A 15,652-nucleotide genomic window follows, 5' to 3' on the forward strand; every position below is an offset into this window, starting at 1 on the left:
TTCGCCCTTAGCGAACAGGCCGGAAATACACATCCTCGTGGGCCTTGCAGCCGGGGTTGAAAGGGTGCCCGCACGAGGGACAGGACGCTCCGTATTCGGCATGCGTCATCATGCGCCCGCACGCGCCGCACATCACGGAGGGCAGTTGCCTATCGACGGGCACGAAACCGTGATCGGCCAACTCGTCGTGGCATAGCGAGCAGGCCCACAGTTTCTCGCATTCGCCGCACGTGTTGGCAACAACGTCGCGCTCGGAGTGCCAGTGAGCGCAACGTCCTTGCCCATCGACGTCGATTCCGTGGATCAGAGCAGATCCTTCAGCACCGGATCGGCGAGGTTCAGCACGGCCTCGCGTGCGATCTTCGCGGTGCGGGCGTCGACGGCGAAGTTGGCCATTTGACGGCAGGTGTCGAAGTCGTGCAGGCGCAGTGCCGCGCGCACGGCGTTGACCTTGCCTGGGGCCATCGACAGGGACTTCACGCCGAGGCCCACCAGCACCAGGGCCATCAGCGGGTCGCCGCCCGCCTCGCCGCACACGCCGACCGGCTTGCCGGTGGCCTCGCCGCCGCGACAGGTCTCGCGGATCATGGACAGCACCGCGGGCTGCCACGGCGAGAGCAGCTCAGCGAGTTCGCCCTGCATGCGGTCCGCGGCCATCGTGTACTGCGACAGGTCGTTGGTGCCGATGGAGGCGAAGTCCACCTCTTCCAGCACCTGCCCGGCGCGGATGGCGGCCGCCGGGGTTTCCACCATCACGCCGACCTTCTTCAGTCCCGCGCCGCGGGCGCGCTCAGCGAACCAATTGGCTTCTTCCACGGTGGCGACCATCGGGGCCATGACCCACAGCTCGGAGTCGGGGACGTTGTGAGCTGCGCTTGCAAGCGCCTCCAGCTGCGTGGCAAGGAGGTCTTCACGTGCCTGCGAGAGGCGCAGGCCGCGGCGGCCCAGGGCGGGGTTTTCTTCTTCGCCGAGGTCCGCGAACGACAGCGGCTTGTCCGCGCCGGCATCCAGGGTGCGCACCACCACGCGGCGGTTGCCGAAGCCCTCGAGCACCTTCGTGTAAGTCTCGGTCTGCTCCTCCAGGCTGGGCGCTGCGTCGCGGTCGAGGAAGAGGAACTCGGAGCGGAACAGGCCGGAGCCCTCGAGGTCGTAGCCGGCTGCCTTCTGCGCGTCCTCGGCGGTGCCGGTATTGGCCAGCAGCTTCACCTTGTAGCCGTCGCGGGTCGCGCCCTCGCCGGAGGAACCGGCCAGGGCAGCCGCGCGGCGGCGGGAGCGTTCCTCGAGCTCGTCCACGTCGGATGCGTTCGGCGCGACGATCACTTCGCCGACGCCGCCGTCGAGGGCGACCAGCGGTGCGTCCACAGTCGCCTCCGCGATGCCCTTGACCTGCACGGCACACGGGATGCCCAGCTGCGCCGCCAGGATGGCGGTGTGGGACGTCGCACCGCCCGCCTCGGTGACGATGCCGAGCACCAGGTTCTTGTCCAGCGTCGCCGTCTCCGCCGGCGCGAGGTCGTGCGCGATCAGGATGGACGACTCAGTCAGGTCCGGGATTCCCGGCTCCGGCAGGCCGCGCAGGCGCGCGGTGGCGCGGTCGCGGATGTCGTAGAGGTCGGTGACGCGCTCGGCCATGAAGCCGCCGATTTTGCGCAGCTTGTTGGCGTAGAGCTCCACCGCGTCGTGGATCGCCTTCGTCGGGCCGGTGCCCTTCTTCAGCTCCTTGTCGATGCCGCGGATTAAGCCCTTGTCGGTTGCCAAGGAAGCCGTCGCATCCATCACGGCTTTCGCCGAGTCCGAGTTGGCGTGCTCGGCGCGTGCGGAAAGCGACGCCGCGACGTCGTTAAGCACAGCGCGAATGCGCTCGCTGTCGGCCTCCGGATCTGTGGAGGCGGGCTCGTGCTCGTCGATGCCCACTGCGGGCGTGACTACGGCGATCGGGCCGGACGCGGTGCCGGCCGAAACGCCGATGCCGTGCAGGACGGTGCGGTTAGACATTCGTGTTCACCTCAGTTGTGACCTCGAGAATAGGATCGCCGGCGGCGACCGTGCCGTCCGCAACGTCATTGACGCCACCGAGCTTCTTCGAGTTCACCACTGTAGTGATAACCGTCGTGTCCACGCCGTGGCCGGCGATTGCGGCGAAGTCAACCTCCGCCAGCGGGTCGCCCGCGTTGACCATCTGCTTCTTCTCCGCCAGCGGGGTGAAACCCTCGCCGCCGAGCTTGACGGTGTCCACGCCGATGTGGACGAGCAGCTCCACACCATTATCGGTCTTGATGCCGTAGGCGTGACCCGTCTTGGCTACGGAAATCACCTTGCCGGCCGCCGGGGCGACCACGGTGAGCTTGGTGTTTTCGGGTGTGATGCCGACGGCCTGGCCGAGGGCGCCGGAGGCAAACGCGGCGTCCGAAAGCGCTTCCATCGCAACAACCTCGCCCGCAACGGGCGCGAGCACAGTGGCATCCGCATCGCTTGCCGACGTCAGCTTCGCCGGGTCATCCGTGGCCGTGACCTCGTCCTCGACCAGCTCAGCCTCCTCGGCCTCGTCGGCGTTGCGAGCGGCAGCGGCGCGGGCGAGCGCCTCCGCCTTCTCCTCCGGGGTGCGGTAGTCCGTGATCAGGATGATGAAGAACGCGGTGAAGAAGGCCACCGCGATGGCGAGCATGTAGACCCACTTCGGGTCGAACACGAACATGGTCGGCAGCGAAGTGAACACGAACGCGTTCGTCTTCACGCCACCGAACGGGGTACCCAGGATCGCGATGGTCAGGCCGCCGGCGAAGCAGCCCACAAGCATGCGCGGGTAGATCTTCTTGTAACGCAGGTGGATGCCGTAGAGCGACGGCTCGGAGATTCCGCCGAGCAGGCCCGCGGCGAGCGCGGAACCGGACGTCTGGCGCATGAGCGGGTCGTGGTCGCGGATGGACAGCGCGAGCACCGCGGCGGTGGCGCCGAAGCAGGCGAAGTTCCACGCGCCCATCGGACCCTGGATGAAGTCGTAGCCGAGCGTGTCAATGTTGACCAGCATCAGCGCGTTGAGCGGCCAGTGCAGCCCCAGCGGCACGAGGAACGGGTACAGCATCGGAATCAGCAGGGCGAATACGAACGGCGCGTTGCCGTTCATCCAGGCAAGGCCGGTGCCGATCCAGGCGCCGAGCAGGTAACCGAACGGGCCGATGAGGAACGCGGTGACCGGGATCATCACTAGCAGCGTCAAAAACGGCACGAAGACCATGTGCACCGCGGAGGGGATGATTTTCTGCAGCCCCTTATAAAGCAACGCAGCGACCGCGGCCATGATCAGCGGCACGAAGACGTTGCCGTCGTAGCCGTTATGGATCATGGGCATGCCGAAAACGTCGACAACATCGGTCGGCTCGCCGAAGAGCTCCACCACGCGCGCTTCGGGGTGGTCGGCCAGTTCCATGAAGTTCGGGGTGAACAGCGCCAGCATGATCGCGGCCGGCACCCACGGGTCGATGTCCAGCTTCTTGCCCGCGTTGTAGGCCACCGCCACCGGCAGGAAGAAGAACACGGAGTTCCACATGGCGTCCACGAACTGCCAGCCCGGGCTCTTCACTTCCGCGTGGAAGTTCACCAGTTCGAACGCGTCCAGCACCGCGGCGAACGCGATGATCAGCGACGCACCGAGCAGCACACCCAGAATAGGGCGGAAGGAGTCGGAGAGGTACTCGAAGAACGCGTCCAGCCAAGGGACCTTGCCCTTGGCCTTGTCGCGCTGCTGGGCTTTGAGGTCCTCGTTGGACAGGTCGCGCCCGGCCAGCTCGGGCAGCTTGTTCATGGCGTTGTACACGGTGGCCACGTCGCCGCCGACGATCACCTGGTAGTGGTTGCCGCCCTGCGGGACGGCACCCATGACCTTGGGGTTTGCTTCCAGTCGGTCCTTGTCGGCCAGGGAAGCGTCGTAAAGCTCGAAGCGCAAACGTGTCGCGCAGTGCGTCATGGACGCGATGTTTTCCGCCCCGCCGATGCCGGCGAGGATGTCGGCGGCCTGATCCTGCAGGCTCGCCTTGGTGGTTGCCATGCTGATGCTCCTTTCAACCACAAAGATTGATCGCATCAAACGTTAGTTGGTTATAACCACCACGCACAACTGCGGATAGTTGTTACTTCAGCGGGATACCCCGGCTGTCTCTGTCATAGCCGTCCACGCCGACAAGCACGAAAATAAATTCCACTAGCACCCACGTGCTTGAGACAAACAAAATGAGTTGCCCGACAAACATCCACGCCAGCGGCAAAGCAAGCAGAAGTAGGAACACCTTGCACGCGCCGCGCGCGTACTGGTTGAGGTAGAAATTGCCCGCCCCAAAGATTCCGAGGAAGAAAAACAGCAGCGCCGCGGTGGTCTTGCTCTTGTGCGGCTCGATGAGCGGTTTCCCACCCTGGTCTCCCGGGTAGTTGGGGTACGGGGTCACACTCACGGCGTATCCGCTTCTATGCTTCCGGCTTCACCATCGGGAAGAGGACCGTCTCGCGGATACCCAGGCCGGTCAGGGCCATCAGCAGGCGGTCCACGCCCATGCCGCAGCCGGCTGTCGGCGGCATGCCCTGCTCCATCGCGGCGAGGAAGTCCTCGTCAAGCTGCATCGCTTCGTCGTCGCCGGCGCTGGCCAGGCGCGCCTGGTCCTCGAAGCGCTCGCGCTGGATCACCGGGTCCACCAGCTCGGAGTAGCCGGTGGCCAGCTCGAAGCCGCGCACGTACAGGTCGAACTTCTCGGTCACACCCTTTTGGCTTCGGTGGTCGCGAGTCAGCGGCGAGGTCTCCACCGGGAAGTTGACCACGAAGGTCGGCTCGTAGAGCTGGTCGGAGCACAGCTCCTCCCAGATCTCCTCCACCAGCTTGCCGTGCAGCCAGCCGGCGTTCTCCGGCACCTTCAGGCCGATGGTTTCCGCAATGCCCTTGAGCGTGTCCACGTCGGTGTCGATGGTCACTTCCGGCTGGCCCGGGAACTTACGCTGCAGCGCCTCGTTCAGGCTCGGGTACATCTCCAGAACCTTCCACTCGCCGCCGAAGTCGTACTCCGTGCCGTCCGCGAGCGTGACCTTCTGAGAGCCGAAAACTTCCTCGGCGCAGAACTGCACAAGGCCCTTCATGGTGGCCGCGCCGTCCTTGTAGGTGCCCCACGCCTGGTAGGTCTCCAGCATGGTGAACTCCGGGGAGTGGGAGGAATCCACGCCCTCGTTGCGGAAGTTCCTGTTGATCTCGAAGACGCGCTCGATGCCGCCGACCACAGCCCTCTTGAGGTAGAGCTCCGGCGCGATGCGCAGGTACAGGTCGATGTCCAGCGCGTTGGAGCGGGTGACAAACGGACGTGCCGCGGCGCCGCCGTGCAGCGTCTGCAGCATCGGCGTCTCAATCTCCACGAAGTCCAGGCCCGTGAGGTACTTGCGCACCGCCGCGATGACCTTGATGCGGGTCATGGCGTTGGTGCGCGCGTCCTCGCGCATGATCAGGTCGGTGTAGCGGCGGCGCACCCGCTGCTCCTCGTTCATGTCCGCGAACGCCACCGGCAGCGGGTTGAGCGCCTTCGACGCCATATGCCAGGACTTCGCCATCACGGACAGCTCGCCGCGCTTGGAGGCGATGACGCGGCCGCGCACGGAGACGATGTCGCCCAGGTCGGTGTCGGCCTTCCACTGCGCCAGCGCTTCTTCGCCGACCTCAGCCAGGGAGAGCATGACCTGCAGCTGGGTGCCGTCGCCTTCCTGCAGGGTGGCAAAGCACAGCTTGCCGGTGTTGCGCTGGAACATGATGCGGCCAGCGACGGCGACCTCGTCCTGGGTTTCCTCGCCGGGCTCCAGCGTGCCGTCGTACTTAGCGCGCAAGTCTTTCAGAGACGTCGTGCGATCGACTTCGACGGGGTAGGCGTCCCGCCCTTCGTCGATAAGCCTCTGCCTCTTCTCCCGGCGGATTTGCTGCTGCTCTGAAAAGTCCTGCGTAGTCACGGCGAATAATCGTAGCTTATTCGCACACCGGGAGGTCCAGTCGCTGGTTCTCCGCGTCGAAACCGTTGACGATGAACAGGTACTCCGGCTTGTCCTGCGGCGTCATCACATACGCCGGCGGGTTCGCGTCCGGCAGCTCGTAGGAGTAAATCGTGCACTCGCCGGAGCCGAGCACCACGGCCTCGCTCGGGTCCGGCACCGCATCGTCGCGGTCGGACTCGGAGGCGTACTGGGCGACGGAAACGCCGAGCTCATCGTTGGCGCAGCGGATCTTGCCCACCTGGTCGATGTCCAGCGAACCCGGCTCGCAGACCAGCTCCTTCCAACCCTTCTGGCCCGAACGCTCGGAGACGACCTTCGGGTAGTCCTGCGCGATCTGCGCCTCCGCGCCGGCCCAGTCCTCGCCGCGGTGGGTGCTCCAGTACCACAGCGCAGCCAGCGCGATGAGCAGCAGCGCGAGGATGGCGATGATCCACGGCCACGGCGCAGTCTTCTTCTGCTTCGTCGGGACCGTGCGCACGTAGTTGCCGTCGGTGCCGTAGGCGTAGGGCTCCGGCGGCTTGCGGTAGCCGTCCTGCGGGCGCGGCGCCACGGACTGGTCGGGGGATTCAATAGCCACATGCTCGGCAGGGGCGGTCTCCAGCACGCCAGCGCAGGTCCGCGCGCCGGAGCGCGGTTCGTCGCCAGTCATCAGCGCGACCACGTTGGCGAACTCTTCCACGTTGCCCTTCGCCGCCGCCTCGTCGCTTTGCGCCGGGTCGGTGCTCGGCCCTACCAGGGTGAGCTTGACCGGGGTGGTGGACCACTGCGGCTGCACCAAGAGGCGCTCCGGAGTGATGGAGCGCGAGACGAAGCCGGCCAGGCCCTTCAGGTCGTAGTCGTCGATCGCCTCCGCCACCGGCGCGAGCAGGTCGCGCACCTCCTGCGGGGTGAACGTCGCGCCCTTCTCCGCGATCAGGTCCGACAGCGGGGTGCCGGTGGGTGCCTCGCGCAGGACGAACAGCTTGCCGTCCTCGGTGGTGCCCACGCTGCGCGGCTGGAACGCGCCCGGGTGCGCCGCCAGCGCAAGGCGCGAGTTGAGGGTGTTGACTTCATCGCCGATCGCGGAATCCACGGCGGTGTCGAAGACTTCTACTTCCACACCGTGGCCTGTGTCGTCGGTGGCGGTGTAGAGCGTGGACGTCTCGGTGCTCCCGGTCTGTTCAACCTGCTCCGGGGTGAAGGTGAACCCGAAGCGTTCTGCGAGCATTCCGGCGATGGTGGCGTTGGACATGCGCGTGAGTCTACCGGGTGTCATGCTTCGACGTGTTTGAAGCCGACCCCCAGCGGCAGACCCACATTGTCCGTCAGGTGCACCCCGCCCAAATCCACAGCGCCCAAAAGCCGCGCGTCACCCTCCTCGGGCGCCTCGCGCATGGCCAGGTCGCGCAGCTCAAGGTACGTCGGGGCCACACCGGCGGCCTCGAGGACACCGCGCGCGGTCTCCAGGACTTTGGCCTTTCCGTGCTCCGCGGCGTGCGCCCCGGCTGTGAGCGCGGCCGAGAGCGCGAGAGCAGCATCCCGCTTATCGACGGCAACAAGCGCGTTCCTGTTCGACAGCGCCAGCCCATCGGGGGTTCGCACCGTGGGTACGCTGTGGAGCTTGCACTCCATGCGCAGCCCGGACACCGCGTACTGGGTTGCCACCAGCACCTCGAAGTCCTTCTCCCCCAGCACCACGTCCGTGGCGTGGGTGGCGTTGATCGCGGCGAGGATCCGCGCGACTGCTGCTTGCGTGAGCTGTGGATCCTCCAGCGGCTCCACGCCGGAATCCACGCGCACCGACGTTGCCAGCTCGCCGTGGAAGACCACGTCCACCTTCTCCCGGGCGAAGACCCCAGGGACTTCTTTGCCCGAGAACGTGACCACCACGTAGGAGCCGAGCAGCGACTTCGCCGCGCGGATGAGCTCCACGTGCCCGCCGTGGATGTCCGTGCCCAGCGGCACCACAACCACAGACTTGCCGATCTTGCGGAACGCGCGGCCGTAGGTGGCCAGCATCCGCTCGTCGGTGACCACCACTGCCTGGCCTGGTTCGAAAGCCATTTATCCTCCCTCGTATTTCTGAATCACCCACAACTCGGTGTCGGTGTCCTGGTCCACCTCGCCGCGCCTGCGCACCAGATCCACAAACAGGCGGCGAACGCCAGGATCCGGCAACGCGGCGACGAGCTTCTCCAGGTGCTGCGTGTCGTGGGCGCTTCGCGTCGCCGGCGGGGCGAGAAGGAACTGCTGCGCCACGGCGTCGAACCCCGGCACCGCATCGGCGAGGATCGCCTGCGCGTCGTCGCGGATGACGGCCTCCATCGCCCGCAGCTCCTGGGCGGCGGCGATCGCGGGGCGCGCGTCGTCGTCAATGCGCAAGCTCACTCCGCCGATCTCCGCGATAAGCAGACCCACCACCGTCTCGCCGAGTTCGTCGGCCGCCGAGGTCACCCACACGTTGTCGAAGATGTTGTGGGCGCACATGGTGATCGCCTGGGCGACCTCCACGTCGTCGAGCAGCTGCTGGCCTTCGTCCAGCGCGGTGTGCAGGAACATCTGCCGCGGGCGGGCGTGGTCGGCCAGTATTTCGCAGGCGGTGCGGATGTCGGCCGACGGGCCGTCGAGAAGCACAAGATCCACGTGCGTGACCGCGCCGGGGTCTTGCTCGATGTCCAGCGCGCGCACCGTGTGGCCGGCGCGCTCGAAGCGCTCCGCGAGCGGCGAGACGCCGAACACCGCCCCCACCAGCAGGCGAGGCGGCATTTACTTCCCCTGGCGGGCGAGCAGCTCAGCCACGGAAACCGCGCCGTCTCCACGCTCATCGGCGCGGCGGCGGCCAGAACGGCGCTCAGGCTGCGGCTCGGGGGTTGGTTCCGGGGTTGGCTCTGGCTTCGCCTTTTCCGCCTCCCGTTCGCTGATCAGGTCGGACAGCGGGTTGCGCGCCGGGCGGGCCGACGGCTGGGTGCCGATGCGGCCCGCGATCGCGTCCGAGCTCGGCGCACCGGTCGGGCGGGAGGGGCGCACGCGGCTGATCACGACGGTGTCGTCCGTGGACGGGCTTTGCGCCGGCTGCGGCTTCGGCTCCGGGGCGGGTTCCGGGGTTGGCTCTGGTTCTGGCTCCTTCTTCGACTCCAACTCGCTGATGCGGCGGGCGCGGGCCTGCACAGCGGCGGGCTCGTACTCGAAGACTCGGCCGTTGAGCTCCTCCAGCTGAGCGCGCAGCGCCTGGATCTGCTCCTGCAGCTCGCGCAGCGTCTTCACGTCCACGGACGGCGCGGTCTTGGCCTCCAGCTCTTCCTGGTGGCGCCGCTCCTGTTCCTGGATGCGCTGCTCGGCGGCCGCAGCCTCGGAGGTGGCGGCGTCGCGGTCCCGGCGCACCTTGGAGTTGATCAGGATCCCGGCGGCGCCAGCCCACAGCGCGAAGATCAGCGCGATCTTCAGCGCGTTAGCGGAGTTGGTGAACAGCATGACCACGGTGCCGATGACAGCGACCACAAAAGGCACGATGACCCACAGGCTCGCGCGGTCTGGGGACGCATTCTGGGCACTCATGCCCAACACTCTAGCTAACGCCTTGGCCCTCGTTGGGCGGCGACACCTCGCAGTTTTTCTCCAGCCAAATTCCGGCCGCGCACAGGGCTAGTCCGCCCAGGGTGCCGGCGACCAGCGGCGGGACGTCGCCAGGCGCTGCCTCAAGCACGCCGAGTTTGGTCACCACGTAGCTCAGCGTGCCGCCGTAGAGCCCGCCGAACACCGCACCGGCCCAGGCGCTCGCCTTGCCGAAGACCATGAAGTTCGCCGCCTGCATGGGGTTGAGCTGGCTGCGGTCGAGCCCGACCTTGCCCTCCTTGCGTCGCTTGCGCACCACGAGCGCGAGCCACGCGGCGATCACGGCCATCACCCACAGCGACAGCGGCACCACCATGCTCAAGGACTCCAGCAGGTTGTAGAACCTGCGCACCAAGATCACCGCAGCAGCAGCGCAGAACCCGGCGACCGCGATCAACCCCTCGTACGGCGTGCGCTTCATAGCTTTCGCACCCCCTGGTCTTCGAGGTTTTCGAGCAGCTCGCTTATCGACGCTCCGTTAAGCTCCGCACCCGGATCCACCTCGAGCCAGGGCTCGAGCACGAACTGGCGCAGGTGCGCGCGCGGGTGCGGCACGGTCAGCTCAGGGTCGTCCGAGGTGTAACCCTCGATCCAGATGATGTCCACGTCCAACGTGCGCGGACCCCACCGCTCCTCGCGGACCCGGTGCGCGCGCTGCTCCAGCTCCTGGCAGCGGGCCAGAAGTTCGTGCGGGGTGTCGTCCACGTCCACCAGGAGGGACTGGTTGAGAAAGTCCGGCTGGTCGGTTTTGCCCCACGGCGCGGTGGCGTAGATGGAGCTCGCGGCGAGGGTGTCGCCGGCGAACTCGTCGGCCACCGTTTGCAGGTGGGCGCGCGCGTCGCCCATGTTGGACCCGGAGGACAGCACGGCACGCATTGGCTACATCCGCTTTCGGGAGCGGCGGGCGACCACCGCGACGTCGTCGAACACGGCCGGGATCGGCGCGTGCGGCTTGTGCAGGGTGACCTCCACGGCGTGCAGTGCGTCGTAGTTGCGCATGGCGGTTTCGGCGATCTCCACCACCACCGTTTCAATCAGCTGGCGCGGGGTGCCGGTGGCGATCTTTAAAGCCGCGTCCGCCAGCTCGGCGTAGTTGACGGTTTGCGTGAGGTCGTCGTCGCGCGCCGCGCCCGCGAAATCTAGCCAGCAGGTGATGTCCAGCGAAAACGCCTGCCCGAACTCGGTTTCGTGCTCGAGGACGCCGTGGTTGGCGTGGAACTGCAGGCCTTTCAACTCAATCCGGTCAGCCATTTTTCCACCTTTCCGCCACGTCAACGGCGTCGCGCGAGACCGCCACCTCGTGCACCCGCACGCACCAGGCTCCGGCCTGGGCTGCAAGTGCGGTGACTGCTGCGGTGGCGGGATCGGCGTCGATAGGCGAATGCTCCAGGCCGCGCTGTTGGCGGATTTCCATGAGGAAGCGCTTGCGCGACGCGCCGACGAGGATGGGGAACCCGCTGGCGATGAACTCCGGCAGCGAGTTCAGCAGCGCCCAGTTGTCCGCGGCCGTCTTGGCAAAGCCCAGGCCCGGGTCCAGGGTGATCTGGCTTTCGTCCACGCCGGCGGCGGTTGCCTTCTCGACGAGCTCCGCCAGCACCTCGTGCACATCCCCCACCACGTCCCCGCCGTGGTCCGCCGCGCCGGAGGCGTTGACGAAGGCGTCCGCGCGCCAGTGCATCAGGCACACCGGGAGTTTCGTTTCCGCCATCACGCGGTACATGTTTTCGTCCGCGAGGCCGCCGGAGACGTCGTTGATCAAATCCACGCCCTCCTCGGCCGCGGCCAGCGCGGTCGCGGCGCGCATGGTGTCGACGGAGGTGCGGATCCCGTCCGCGTGCAGCGCGCGGATCACGGGCCGGACGCGCTCCGCTTCCACCTCGGCGGGGACGCGGGTGGCGCCAGGGCGGGTGGATTCCGCGCCGACGTCGATAATGTCAGCGCCCAGGCGCACCAGCTCGTGGGCGTGCGCGATGGCGTCGTCGGCGGCGAGCCACTTGCCGCCGTCGGAAAACGAATCCTCCGTGACGTTGACAATGCCCATCACGCTCGTGCGCCCCGGCACGGTCAGATCGGCAACGGTAGTCATCTTCTATCCCCTAATCAGGCTCAGCACTTCCGCGCGCGAGGCCGCGTTGTTCTGGAAGCCGCCGCGCACCGCCGAGGTGGTGGTGGTCGCGCCCGGCTTGCGGATCCCGCGCATGGCCATGCACAGGTGCTCGCACTCGATGACCACGATAACCGCAGAAGCATGAAGCTTTTCGACGATCGCGTCCGCGATCTGCTGCGTCAACCGCTCCTGCACCTGCGGTCGCTTCGCGTACATGTCCGCCACCCGCGCCAGCTTGGACAGGCCGGTGACCTTGCCCTCCGCGCCCGGGATGTAGCCGATGTGCGCCACGCCGTAGAACGGCACTAGGTGGTGCTCACAGGTGGAGTAGATCGGGATGTCGCGCACCAGCACCAGCTCGCGGTGGTTCTCGGAGAACGACTTCTCCAGGTGCACCTTCGGGTCCTCGCGCAGGCCCGCGAAGACCTCCTCGTAGGCGCGCGCGACGCGGGCCGGGGTTTCCACCAGACCCTCGCGCTCCGGGTCCTCCCCGACCGCGATGAGCAGCTCGCGCACCGCAGCCTCAGCGCGCTCGCGGTCGAACTTCGGGTTAGTCATCGTCCCTCCTGTGCTTCGGCGCGCGCTCCTCGCGCGGCAGCTGGGTGGTCTCCGCATCCGGCGTCGTCTCCGGCTCCGGGCCGCGGGAAGCGTGGTCCGGCCGCTCGTTTTCCGGCAGGCGGAAGCCGATCTGTTCTGTGTTTTCCGCAGGGTAGTTGCGGGTGCCCGGGTGCTGTTCCTTCGGCGCTCCCTTGTAGGTCCAGCCTTCCGGCGGCTTCGGGCCGCCGTACTGCGGCTCCTTGTGTTTTGGCTGCTGCCAGCGGGTCGAGCCCTTCTTCGGCGCGGGGTTCTGCTCCGCCTCGCGTTCCTTGCGGCGACGCTCGCGGGTGGCCTTGGACGCCTCCAGGATGGAGAAGCGCTTCGGCGGCTCCTCGCCGCGCTCCTTGGCAAGCTCCACCGGGGTCTTCACCGGCTCGCGGTCAGACTGGCGCCCGAAGCGCGCGTCGTGGGCGGGCAGGGCCGGGCGGGTCGGCTCGACGGTGTCGAAGATGGCCTCCAAATCGCCGCGGCGCAGCGTCTCCTTCTCTAGGAGCTTCGAGGCCAGGGTGTCCAGCTCGTCGCGGTAGCGCTCGAGGGTGGCGTAGGCGACCTTGTGCGCTTCGTCGAGAAGCAACTGCATCTCCTCGTCGATCTTCGCGGCAACCGCCGGCGAGTACTCGAGCGAGCCTCCGGAGCCGCGGCCGGAGAAGGGATCGCCCTGCTCCTGGCCGTACTTCACCGCGCCGAGCGCGGAGGTCATGCCGTACTCGGTGACCATCGCACGCGCGATCTTGGTCGCCTGCTCGATGTCGTTCGACGCGCCAGTGGTCGGCGCGCCGAAGACCAGCTCCTCGGCGGAGCGGCCGCCCATGGCAAAGACCATGCGGGCGAACAGCTCGTCGCGGGTGTACATGCCCTTGTCGTCCTCGTCGGCGGTCATGGCGAAGCCGCCGGTGCGGCCGCGGGCGAGGATAGTCACCTTGTACACGCGCTCAATGTCTTTCAGCGCCCAGGCGGCGAGCGTGTGGCCGCCTTCGTGGTAGGCGGTGACCTTCTTCTCGTGCTCGGAGATGACCTTGCTGGAGCGGCGCGGGCCGCCGATGACGCGGTCCGTGGCCTCCTCCAGAGCGTCCGCGGTAATGACGTTGCCGCCGATGCGGGCGGTCAGCAGCGCGGCCTCGTTGAGCACGTTGGCCAAATCCGCGCCTGACATGCCGGCGGTGCGCTTGGCCAAAGCGTCGAGCGAGACGTCGTCTGCAAGCGGCTTGTTCTTGGCGTGCACCTTGAGAATCTGCGCGCGGCCGGCCAGGTCCGGGTTGGTCACCGGGATCTGGCGGTCGAAGCGGCCGGGGCGCAGCAGTGCCGGGTCCAGGATGTCCGGGCGGTTCGTCGCCGCGATGAGGATCACGCCCTCGCGGCCGGAGAAACCGTCCATCTCCACCAGCAGCTGGTTCAGGGTCTGCTCGCGCTCGTCGTGACCTCCGCCCATGCCGGAGCCACGTTGGCGGCCCACCGCGTCGATCTCGTCGACGAAGATGATGCACGGGCTGTTCTCGCGCGCCTGCTTGAACAGGTCGCGTACGCGGGAGGCGCCCACGCCGACGAACATTTCCACGAAGTCGGAGCCGGAGATGGTGTAGAACGGCACGCCAGCCTCGCCGGCGACGGCGCGGGCGAGCAGCGTCTTACCGGTGCCGGGCGGGCCGTAGAGCAGCACGCCGCGCGGGATCTTCGCGCCGAGTTCCTCGTACACGGTCGGGTCGGTGAGGAAGTCCACCACCTCGTGCAGCTCGTCCACCGCCTCGTCGGCGCCGGCGACGTCCGCGAAGGTGTTGGTCGGGTTGTCCTTGGTCAGCTGCTTCGCCTTCGAGCCGCCGATGCCGAATGGCCCGCCGCCGCCCGCCTGCATGCGGTACATGAAGTAGAAGATCAGCCCGAACACCAGGACCATCGGCAGCATGAAGCCGAGCATGGACATCAGGAAGGATTCCTGCGTCACGTTCGTCTCGTACTTGTCCGCGCCGGATTCGCGCACCGCCCCGAAAATCTCCGGGGTGGTGCGAGCCGGGTACTGCGCGGAGATTGCCTCGACGCCCTCGCGTTCGTCCACGGTGATCGGCTCGCGAAGGTCGATGCGCACGCGCTGCTCGCGGTCGTCGATCTGCACTTCTTCAGCGTTGTGGTTCTGCAGCTGCTCGATGGCAACAGACGTGTCCACGCGCTGGTAGGCGCGGGAATCGTCCCCGATCAGCGTGAGCAGGTAGAGGACGATCAGCGCGATGGCGCCGATGATGCCCCACCGCAAAACCTTGTTATTTTTGCTCATAAACCTTTGTTCTAGTCAGCGTCTGAGTACACGCGCGGGTGCAGCGTGCCCACATACGGCAGGTCCCTGTAACGCTCGGCGTAATCCAGGCCGTAGCCGATGACGAACTCGTTGGGAATGTCGAAGCCGATGTCCAGCAGATCAATCTTCGCCGTCTGCACATCGGGCTTGCGCAGAAGAGTAACGACTTCGAGGCTCTTCGGGTTCCGGTTACGCAGATTGCGCAGTAGCCAGGACAGGGTCAGGCCGGAGTCGATGATGTCTTCCACCACGAGCACGTCGCGGCCGGCGATCTCCTTGTCCAGGTCCTTCAAGATGCGCACCACGCCGGAGCTGGTGGTGGAGTTGCCGTACGAGGACACGGCCATGAATTCCATCTCCGCCGGGATGGACAGCTTGCGCGCGAAGTCGGTGAGGAAGAACACCGCGCCCTTGAGCACGCAGACCAAAATCAGGTCTTCTTCCGAGTCGCGGTACTTCTCCGAGACCATGTCCGCCAGCTCCTGGATGCGCTCCTGGAGCACGTCTTCCGGGATCAGGATCGCCTCGACGTCATCGCCGTAGCGGTTCGCTGGGACGTTGAAGTCCTTCTTGTCGTGCAACTCGGTCATGGGCTGGCCCTTCCCTCTCGCGGTTTTCGCGCTTCAGTTTGCGTTTACGTGCGCGTAACTTCCACATCTTGCCACCTGCCAGGCGGTAGGTACAACCATCTGCGGGGTTCGGGTCAGCCGAGACTTTCCAATCAGTTCAGCTCGGCCTCGTCGCGGCTTAGCACCGCGTCATCGAAGAGCCCATCGCAGTCTTCAAGGATGCCGCCTTCGATGCCACGCGCAGCTTGAAATTCCCGGAGACGGCGAACCGCATCGCTATTTCCCGAATCAAAGACCTGCGTTGCCACCTTGTTCATGCAGCACCTCCTGTATGCAAGCAGACCATATACACGGCGGGGTTAATCCACAATGATCAATTTTCACTTTGCCCCGGGAGCCGACCAGCTATTGCAAACTTCGTAATAACATGCGATGATCGCGAGCAGGAATTCCGAGAGAGACTCCGTTGGTTCACGACCAAGATTTCCA

At 66.6% G+C, this 15,652-nt stretch carries 17 protein-coding genes; all 17 read right to left on the reverse strand.

The features are described 5' to 3' along the window. Positions 1 to 7: 7 nt before the first annotated feature. Complete coding sequence (locus tag O5O53_RS10835) at positions 8 to 406, reverse strand: CHY zinc finger protein (protein WP_367616748.1); 399 nt, start codon at positions 404 to 406, stop codon at positions 8 to 10. Further along, a complete protein-coding gene (gene ptsP, locus O5O53_RS10840) occupies positions 304 to 1,995 on the reverse strand; it encodes a phosphoenolpyruvate--protein phosphotransferase (protein WP_269511949.1) in 1,692 nt (563 codons plus the stop codon). The genes O5O53_RS10835 and ptsP overlap by 103 nt, the downstream gene beginning before the upstream one ends. Further along, positions 1,988 to 4,045, reverse strand: a complete 2,058-nt coding sequence (locus O5O53_RS10845) for a glucose PTS transporter subunit IIA (RefSeq protein WP_269511950.1) — start codon at positions 4,043 to 4,045, stop codon at positions 1,988 to 1,990. The genes ptsP and O5O53_RS10845 overlap by 8 nt, the downstream gene beginning before the upstream one ends. Positions 4,046 to 4,127: 82 nt before the next feature. After that, positions 4,128 to 4,445, reverse strand: a complete 318-nt coding sequence (locus tag O5O53_RS10850; RefSeq protein ID WP_269511951.1) for an NINE protein — start codon at positions 4,443 to 4,445, stop codon at positions 4,128 to 4,130. A gap of 13 nt (positions 4,446 to 4,458) precedes the next feature. Beyond that, on the reverse strand, positions 4,459 to 5,970 hold the full coding sequence (lysS, locus tag O5O53_RS10855) for a lysine--tRNA ligase (protein WP_239306362.1): 1,512 nt from the start codon (positions 5,968 to 5,970) through the stop codon (positions 4,459 to 4,461). Between the two features lie 16 nt (positions 5,971 to 5,986). Then, on the reverse strand, positions 5,987 to 7,243 hold the full coding sequence (locus tag O5O53_RS10860) for a protein kinase family protein (RefSeq protein ID WP_269511952.1): 1,257 nt from the start codon (positions 7,241 to 7,243) through the stop codon (positions 5,987 to 5,989). A 20-nt stretch (positions 7,244 to 7,263) separates the two neighbouring features. After that, positions 7,264 to 8,055, reverse strand: coding sequence for a pantoate--beta-alanine ligase (locus tag O5O53_RS10865; RefSeq protein ID WP_269511953.1), 792 nt, complete (start codon positions 8,053 to 8,055; stop codon positions 7,264 to 7,266). After that, the gene (locus O5O53_RS10870; RefSeq protein WP_269511954.1) at positions 8,056 to 8,757 is read right to left on the reverse strand and encodes a 6PGD fold domain-containing protein; all 702 of its coding nucleotides are present in this window, start codon (positions 8,755 to 8,757) and stop codon (positions 8,056 to 8,058) included. Continuing rightward, positions 8,758 to 9,546 (reverse strand): DUF6779 domain-containing protein, encoded by a 789-nt coding sequence (locus O5O53_RS10875; RefSeq protein WP_269511955.1) that lies wholly within the window; start codon positions 9,544 to 9,546, stop codon positions 8,758 to 8,760. 10 nt (positions 9,547 to 9,556) lie between these two features. After that, positions 9,557 to 10,024 carry a DUF3180 domain-containing protein gene (locus O5O53_RS10880; protein WP_269511956.1) on the reverse strand — a complete coding sequence of 156 codons (468 nt, stop codon included), beginning with the start codon at positions 10,022 to 10,024 and terminating at the stop codon, positions 9,557 to 9,559. Further along, positions 10,021 to 10,479: a 2-amino-4-hydroxy-6-hydroxymethyldihydropteridine diphosphokinase gene (gene folK, locus O5O53_RS10885; protein WP_269511957.1), complete on the reverse strand. Its 459-nt coding sequence runs from the start codon at positions 10,477 to 10,479 to the stop codon at positions 10,021 to 10,023. The genes O5O53_RS10880 and folK overlap by 4 nt, the downstream gene beginning before the upstream one ends. Positions 10,480 to 10,482: 3 nt before the next feature. Continuing rightward, entirely contained in the window at positions 10,483 to 10,854 is a 372-nt protein-coding gene (gene folB / locus O5O53_RS10890) for a dihydroneopterin aldolase (protein WP_269511959.1), read from the reverse strand. Next, on the reverse strand, positions 10,847 to 11,689 hold the full coding sequence (gene folP / locus O5O53_RS10895; RefSeq protein ID WP_269511960.1) for a dihydropteroate synthase: 843 nt from the start codon (positions 11,687 to 11,689) through the stop codon (positions 10,847 to 10,849). The genes folB and folP overlap by 8 nt, the downstream gene beginning before the upstream one ends. 3 nt (positions 11,690 to 11,692) lie before the next feature. Beyond that, positions 11,693 to 12,268 carry a GTP cyclohydrolase I FolE gene (gene folE, locus O5O53_RS10900; RefSeq protein ID WP_269511961.1) on the reverse strand — a complete coding sequence of 192 codons (576 nt, stop codon included), beginning with the start codon at positions 12,266 to 12,268 and terminating at the stop codon, positions 11,693 to 11,695. Beyond that, positions 12,261 to 14,573, reverse strand: a complete 2,313-nt coding sequence (gene ftsH, locus O5O53_RS10905) for an ATP-dependent zinc metalloprotease FtsH (RefSeq protein ID WP_269511962.1) — start codon at positions 14,571 to 14,573, stop codon at positions 12,261 to 12,263. The genes folE and ftsH overlap by 8 nt, the downstream gene beginning before the upstream one ends. 11 nt (positions 14,574 to 14,584) lie before the next feature. Then, positions 14,585 to 15,184, reverse strand: coding sequence for a hypoxanthine phosphoribosyltransferase (hpt, locus tag O5O53_RS10910; RefSeq protein WP_239306353.1), 600 nt, complete (start codon positions 15,182 to 15,184; stop codon positions 14,585 to 14,587). 131 nt (positions 15,185 to 15,315) lie between these two features. Beyond that, positions 15,316 to 15,480 (reverse strand): hypothetical protein, encoded by a 165-nt coding sequence (locus O5O53_RS10915; RefSeq protein WP_269511963.1) that lies wholly within the window; start codon positions 15,478 to 15,480, stop codon positions 15,316 to 15,318. Positions 15,481 to 15,652 lie beyond the last annotated feature (172 nt).

Origin of the sequence: Corynebacterium faecium, assembly GCF_027257105.1 — a bacterium.
In the GTDB taxonomy this organism is placed as follows: domain Bacteria; phylum Actinomycetota; class Actinomycetes; order Mycobacteriales; family Mycobacteriaceae; genus Corynebacterium; species Corynebacterium lehmanniae.

Bases quoted from the DNA above. Each gene is read 5' to 3' on its own strand.
- O5O53_RS10865 (WP_269511953.1), bottom strand. From the start codon at position 8,055: ATGGCTTTCGAACCAGGCCAGGCAGTGGTGGTCACCGACGAGCGGATG.
- hpt (WP_239306353.1), bottom strand. From the start codon at position 15,184: ATGACCGAGTTGCACGACAAGAAGGACTTCAACGTCCCAGCGAACCGC.
- O5O53_RS10880 (WP_269511956.1), bottom strand. From the start codon at position 10,024: ATGAAGCGCACGCCGTACGAGGGGTTGATCGCGGTCGCCGGGTTCTGC.
- folE (WP_269511961.1), bottom strand. From the start codon at position 12,268: ATGACTAACCCGAAGTTCGACCGCGAGCGCGCTGAGGCTGCGGTGCGC.
- O5O53_RS10870 (WP_269511954.1), bottom strand. From the start codon at position 8,757: ATGCCGCCTCGCCTGCTGGTGGGGGCGGTGTTCGGCGTCTCGCCGCTC.
- O5O53_RS10845 (WP_269511950.1), bottom strand. From the start codon at position 4,045: ATGGCAACCACCAAGGCGAGCCTGCAGGATCAGGCCGCCGACATCCTC.
- folK (WP_269511957.1), bottom strand. From the start codon at position 10,479: ATGCGTGCCGTGCTGTCCTCCGGGTCCAACATGGGCGACGCGCGCGCC.
- O5O53_RS10860 (WP_269511952.1), bottom strand. From the start codon at position 7,243: ATGTCCAACGCCACCATCGCCGGAATGCTCGCAGAACGCTTCGGGTTC.
- folB (WP_269511959.1), bottom strand. From the start codon at position 10,854: ATGGCTGACCGGATTGAGTTGAAAGGCCTGCAGTTCCACGCCAACCAC.
- ftsH (WP_269511962.1), bottom strand. From the start codon at position 14,573: ATGAGCAAAAATAACAAGGTTTTGCGGTGGGGCATCATCGGCGCCATC.
- folP (WP_269511960.1), bottom strand. From the start codon at position 11,689: ATGACTACCGTTGCCGATCTGACCGTGCCGGGGCGCACGAGCGTGATG.
- O5O53_RS10915 (WP_269511963.1), bottom strand. From the start codon at position 15,480: ATGAACAAGGTGGCAACGCAGGTCTTTGATTCGGGAAATAGCGATGCG.
- O5O53_RS10875 (WP_269511955.1), bottom strand. From the start codon at position 9,546: ATGAGTGCCCAGAATGCGTCCCCAGACCGCGCGAGCCTGTGGGTCATC.
- ptsP (WP_269511949.1), bottom strand. From the start codon at position 1,995: ATGTCTAACCGCACCGTCCTGCACGGCATCGGCGTTTCGGCCGGCACC.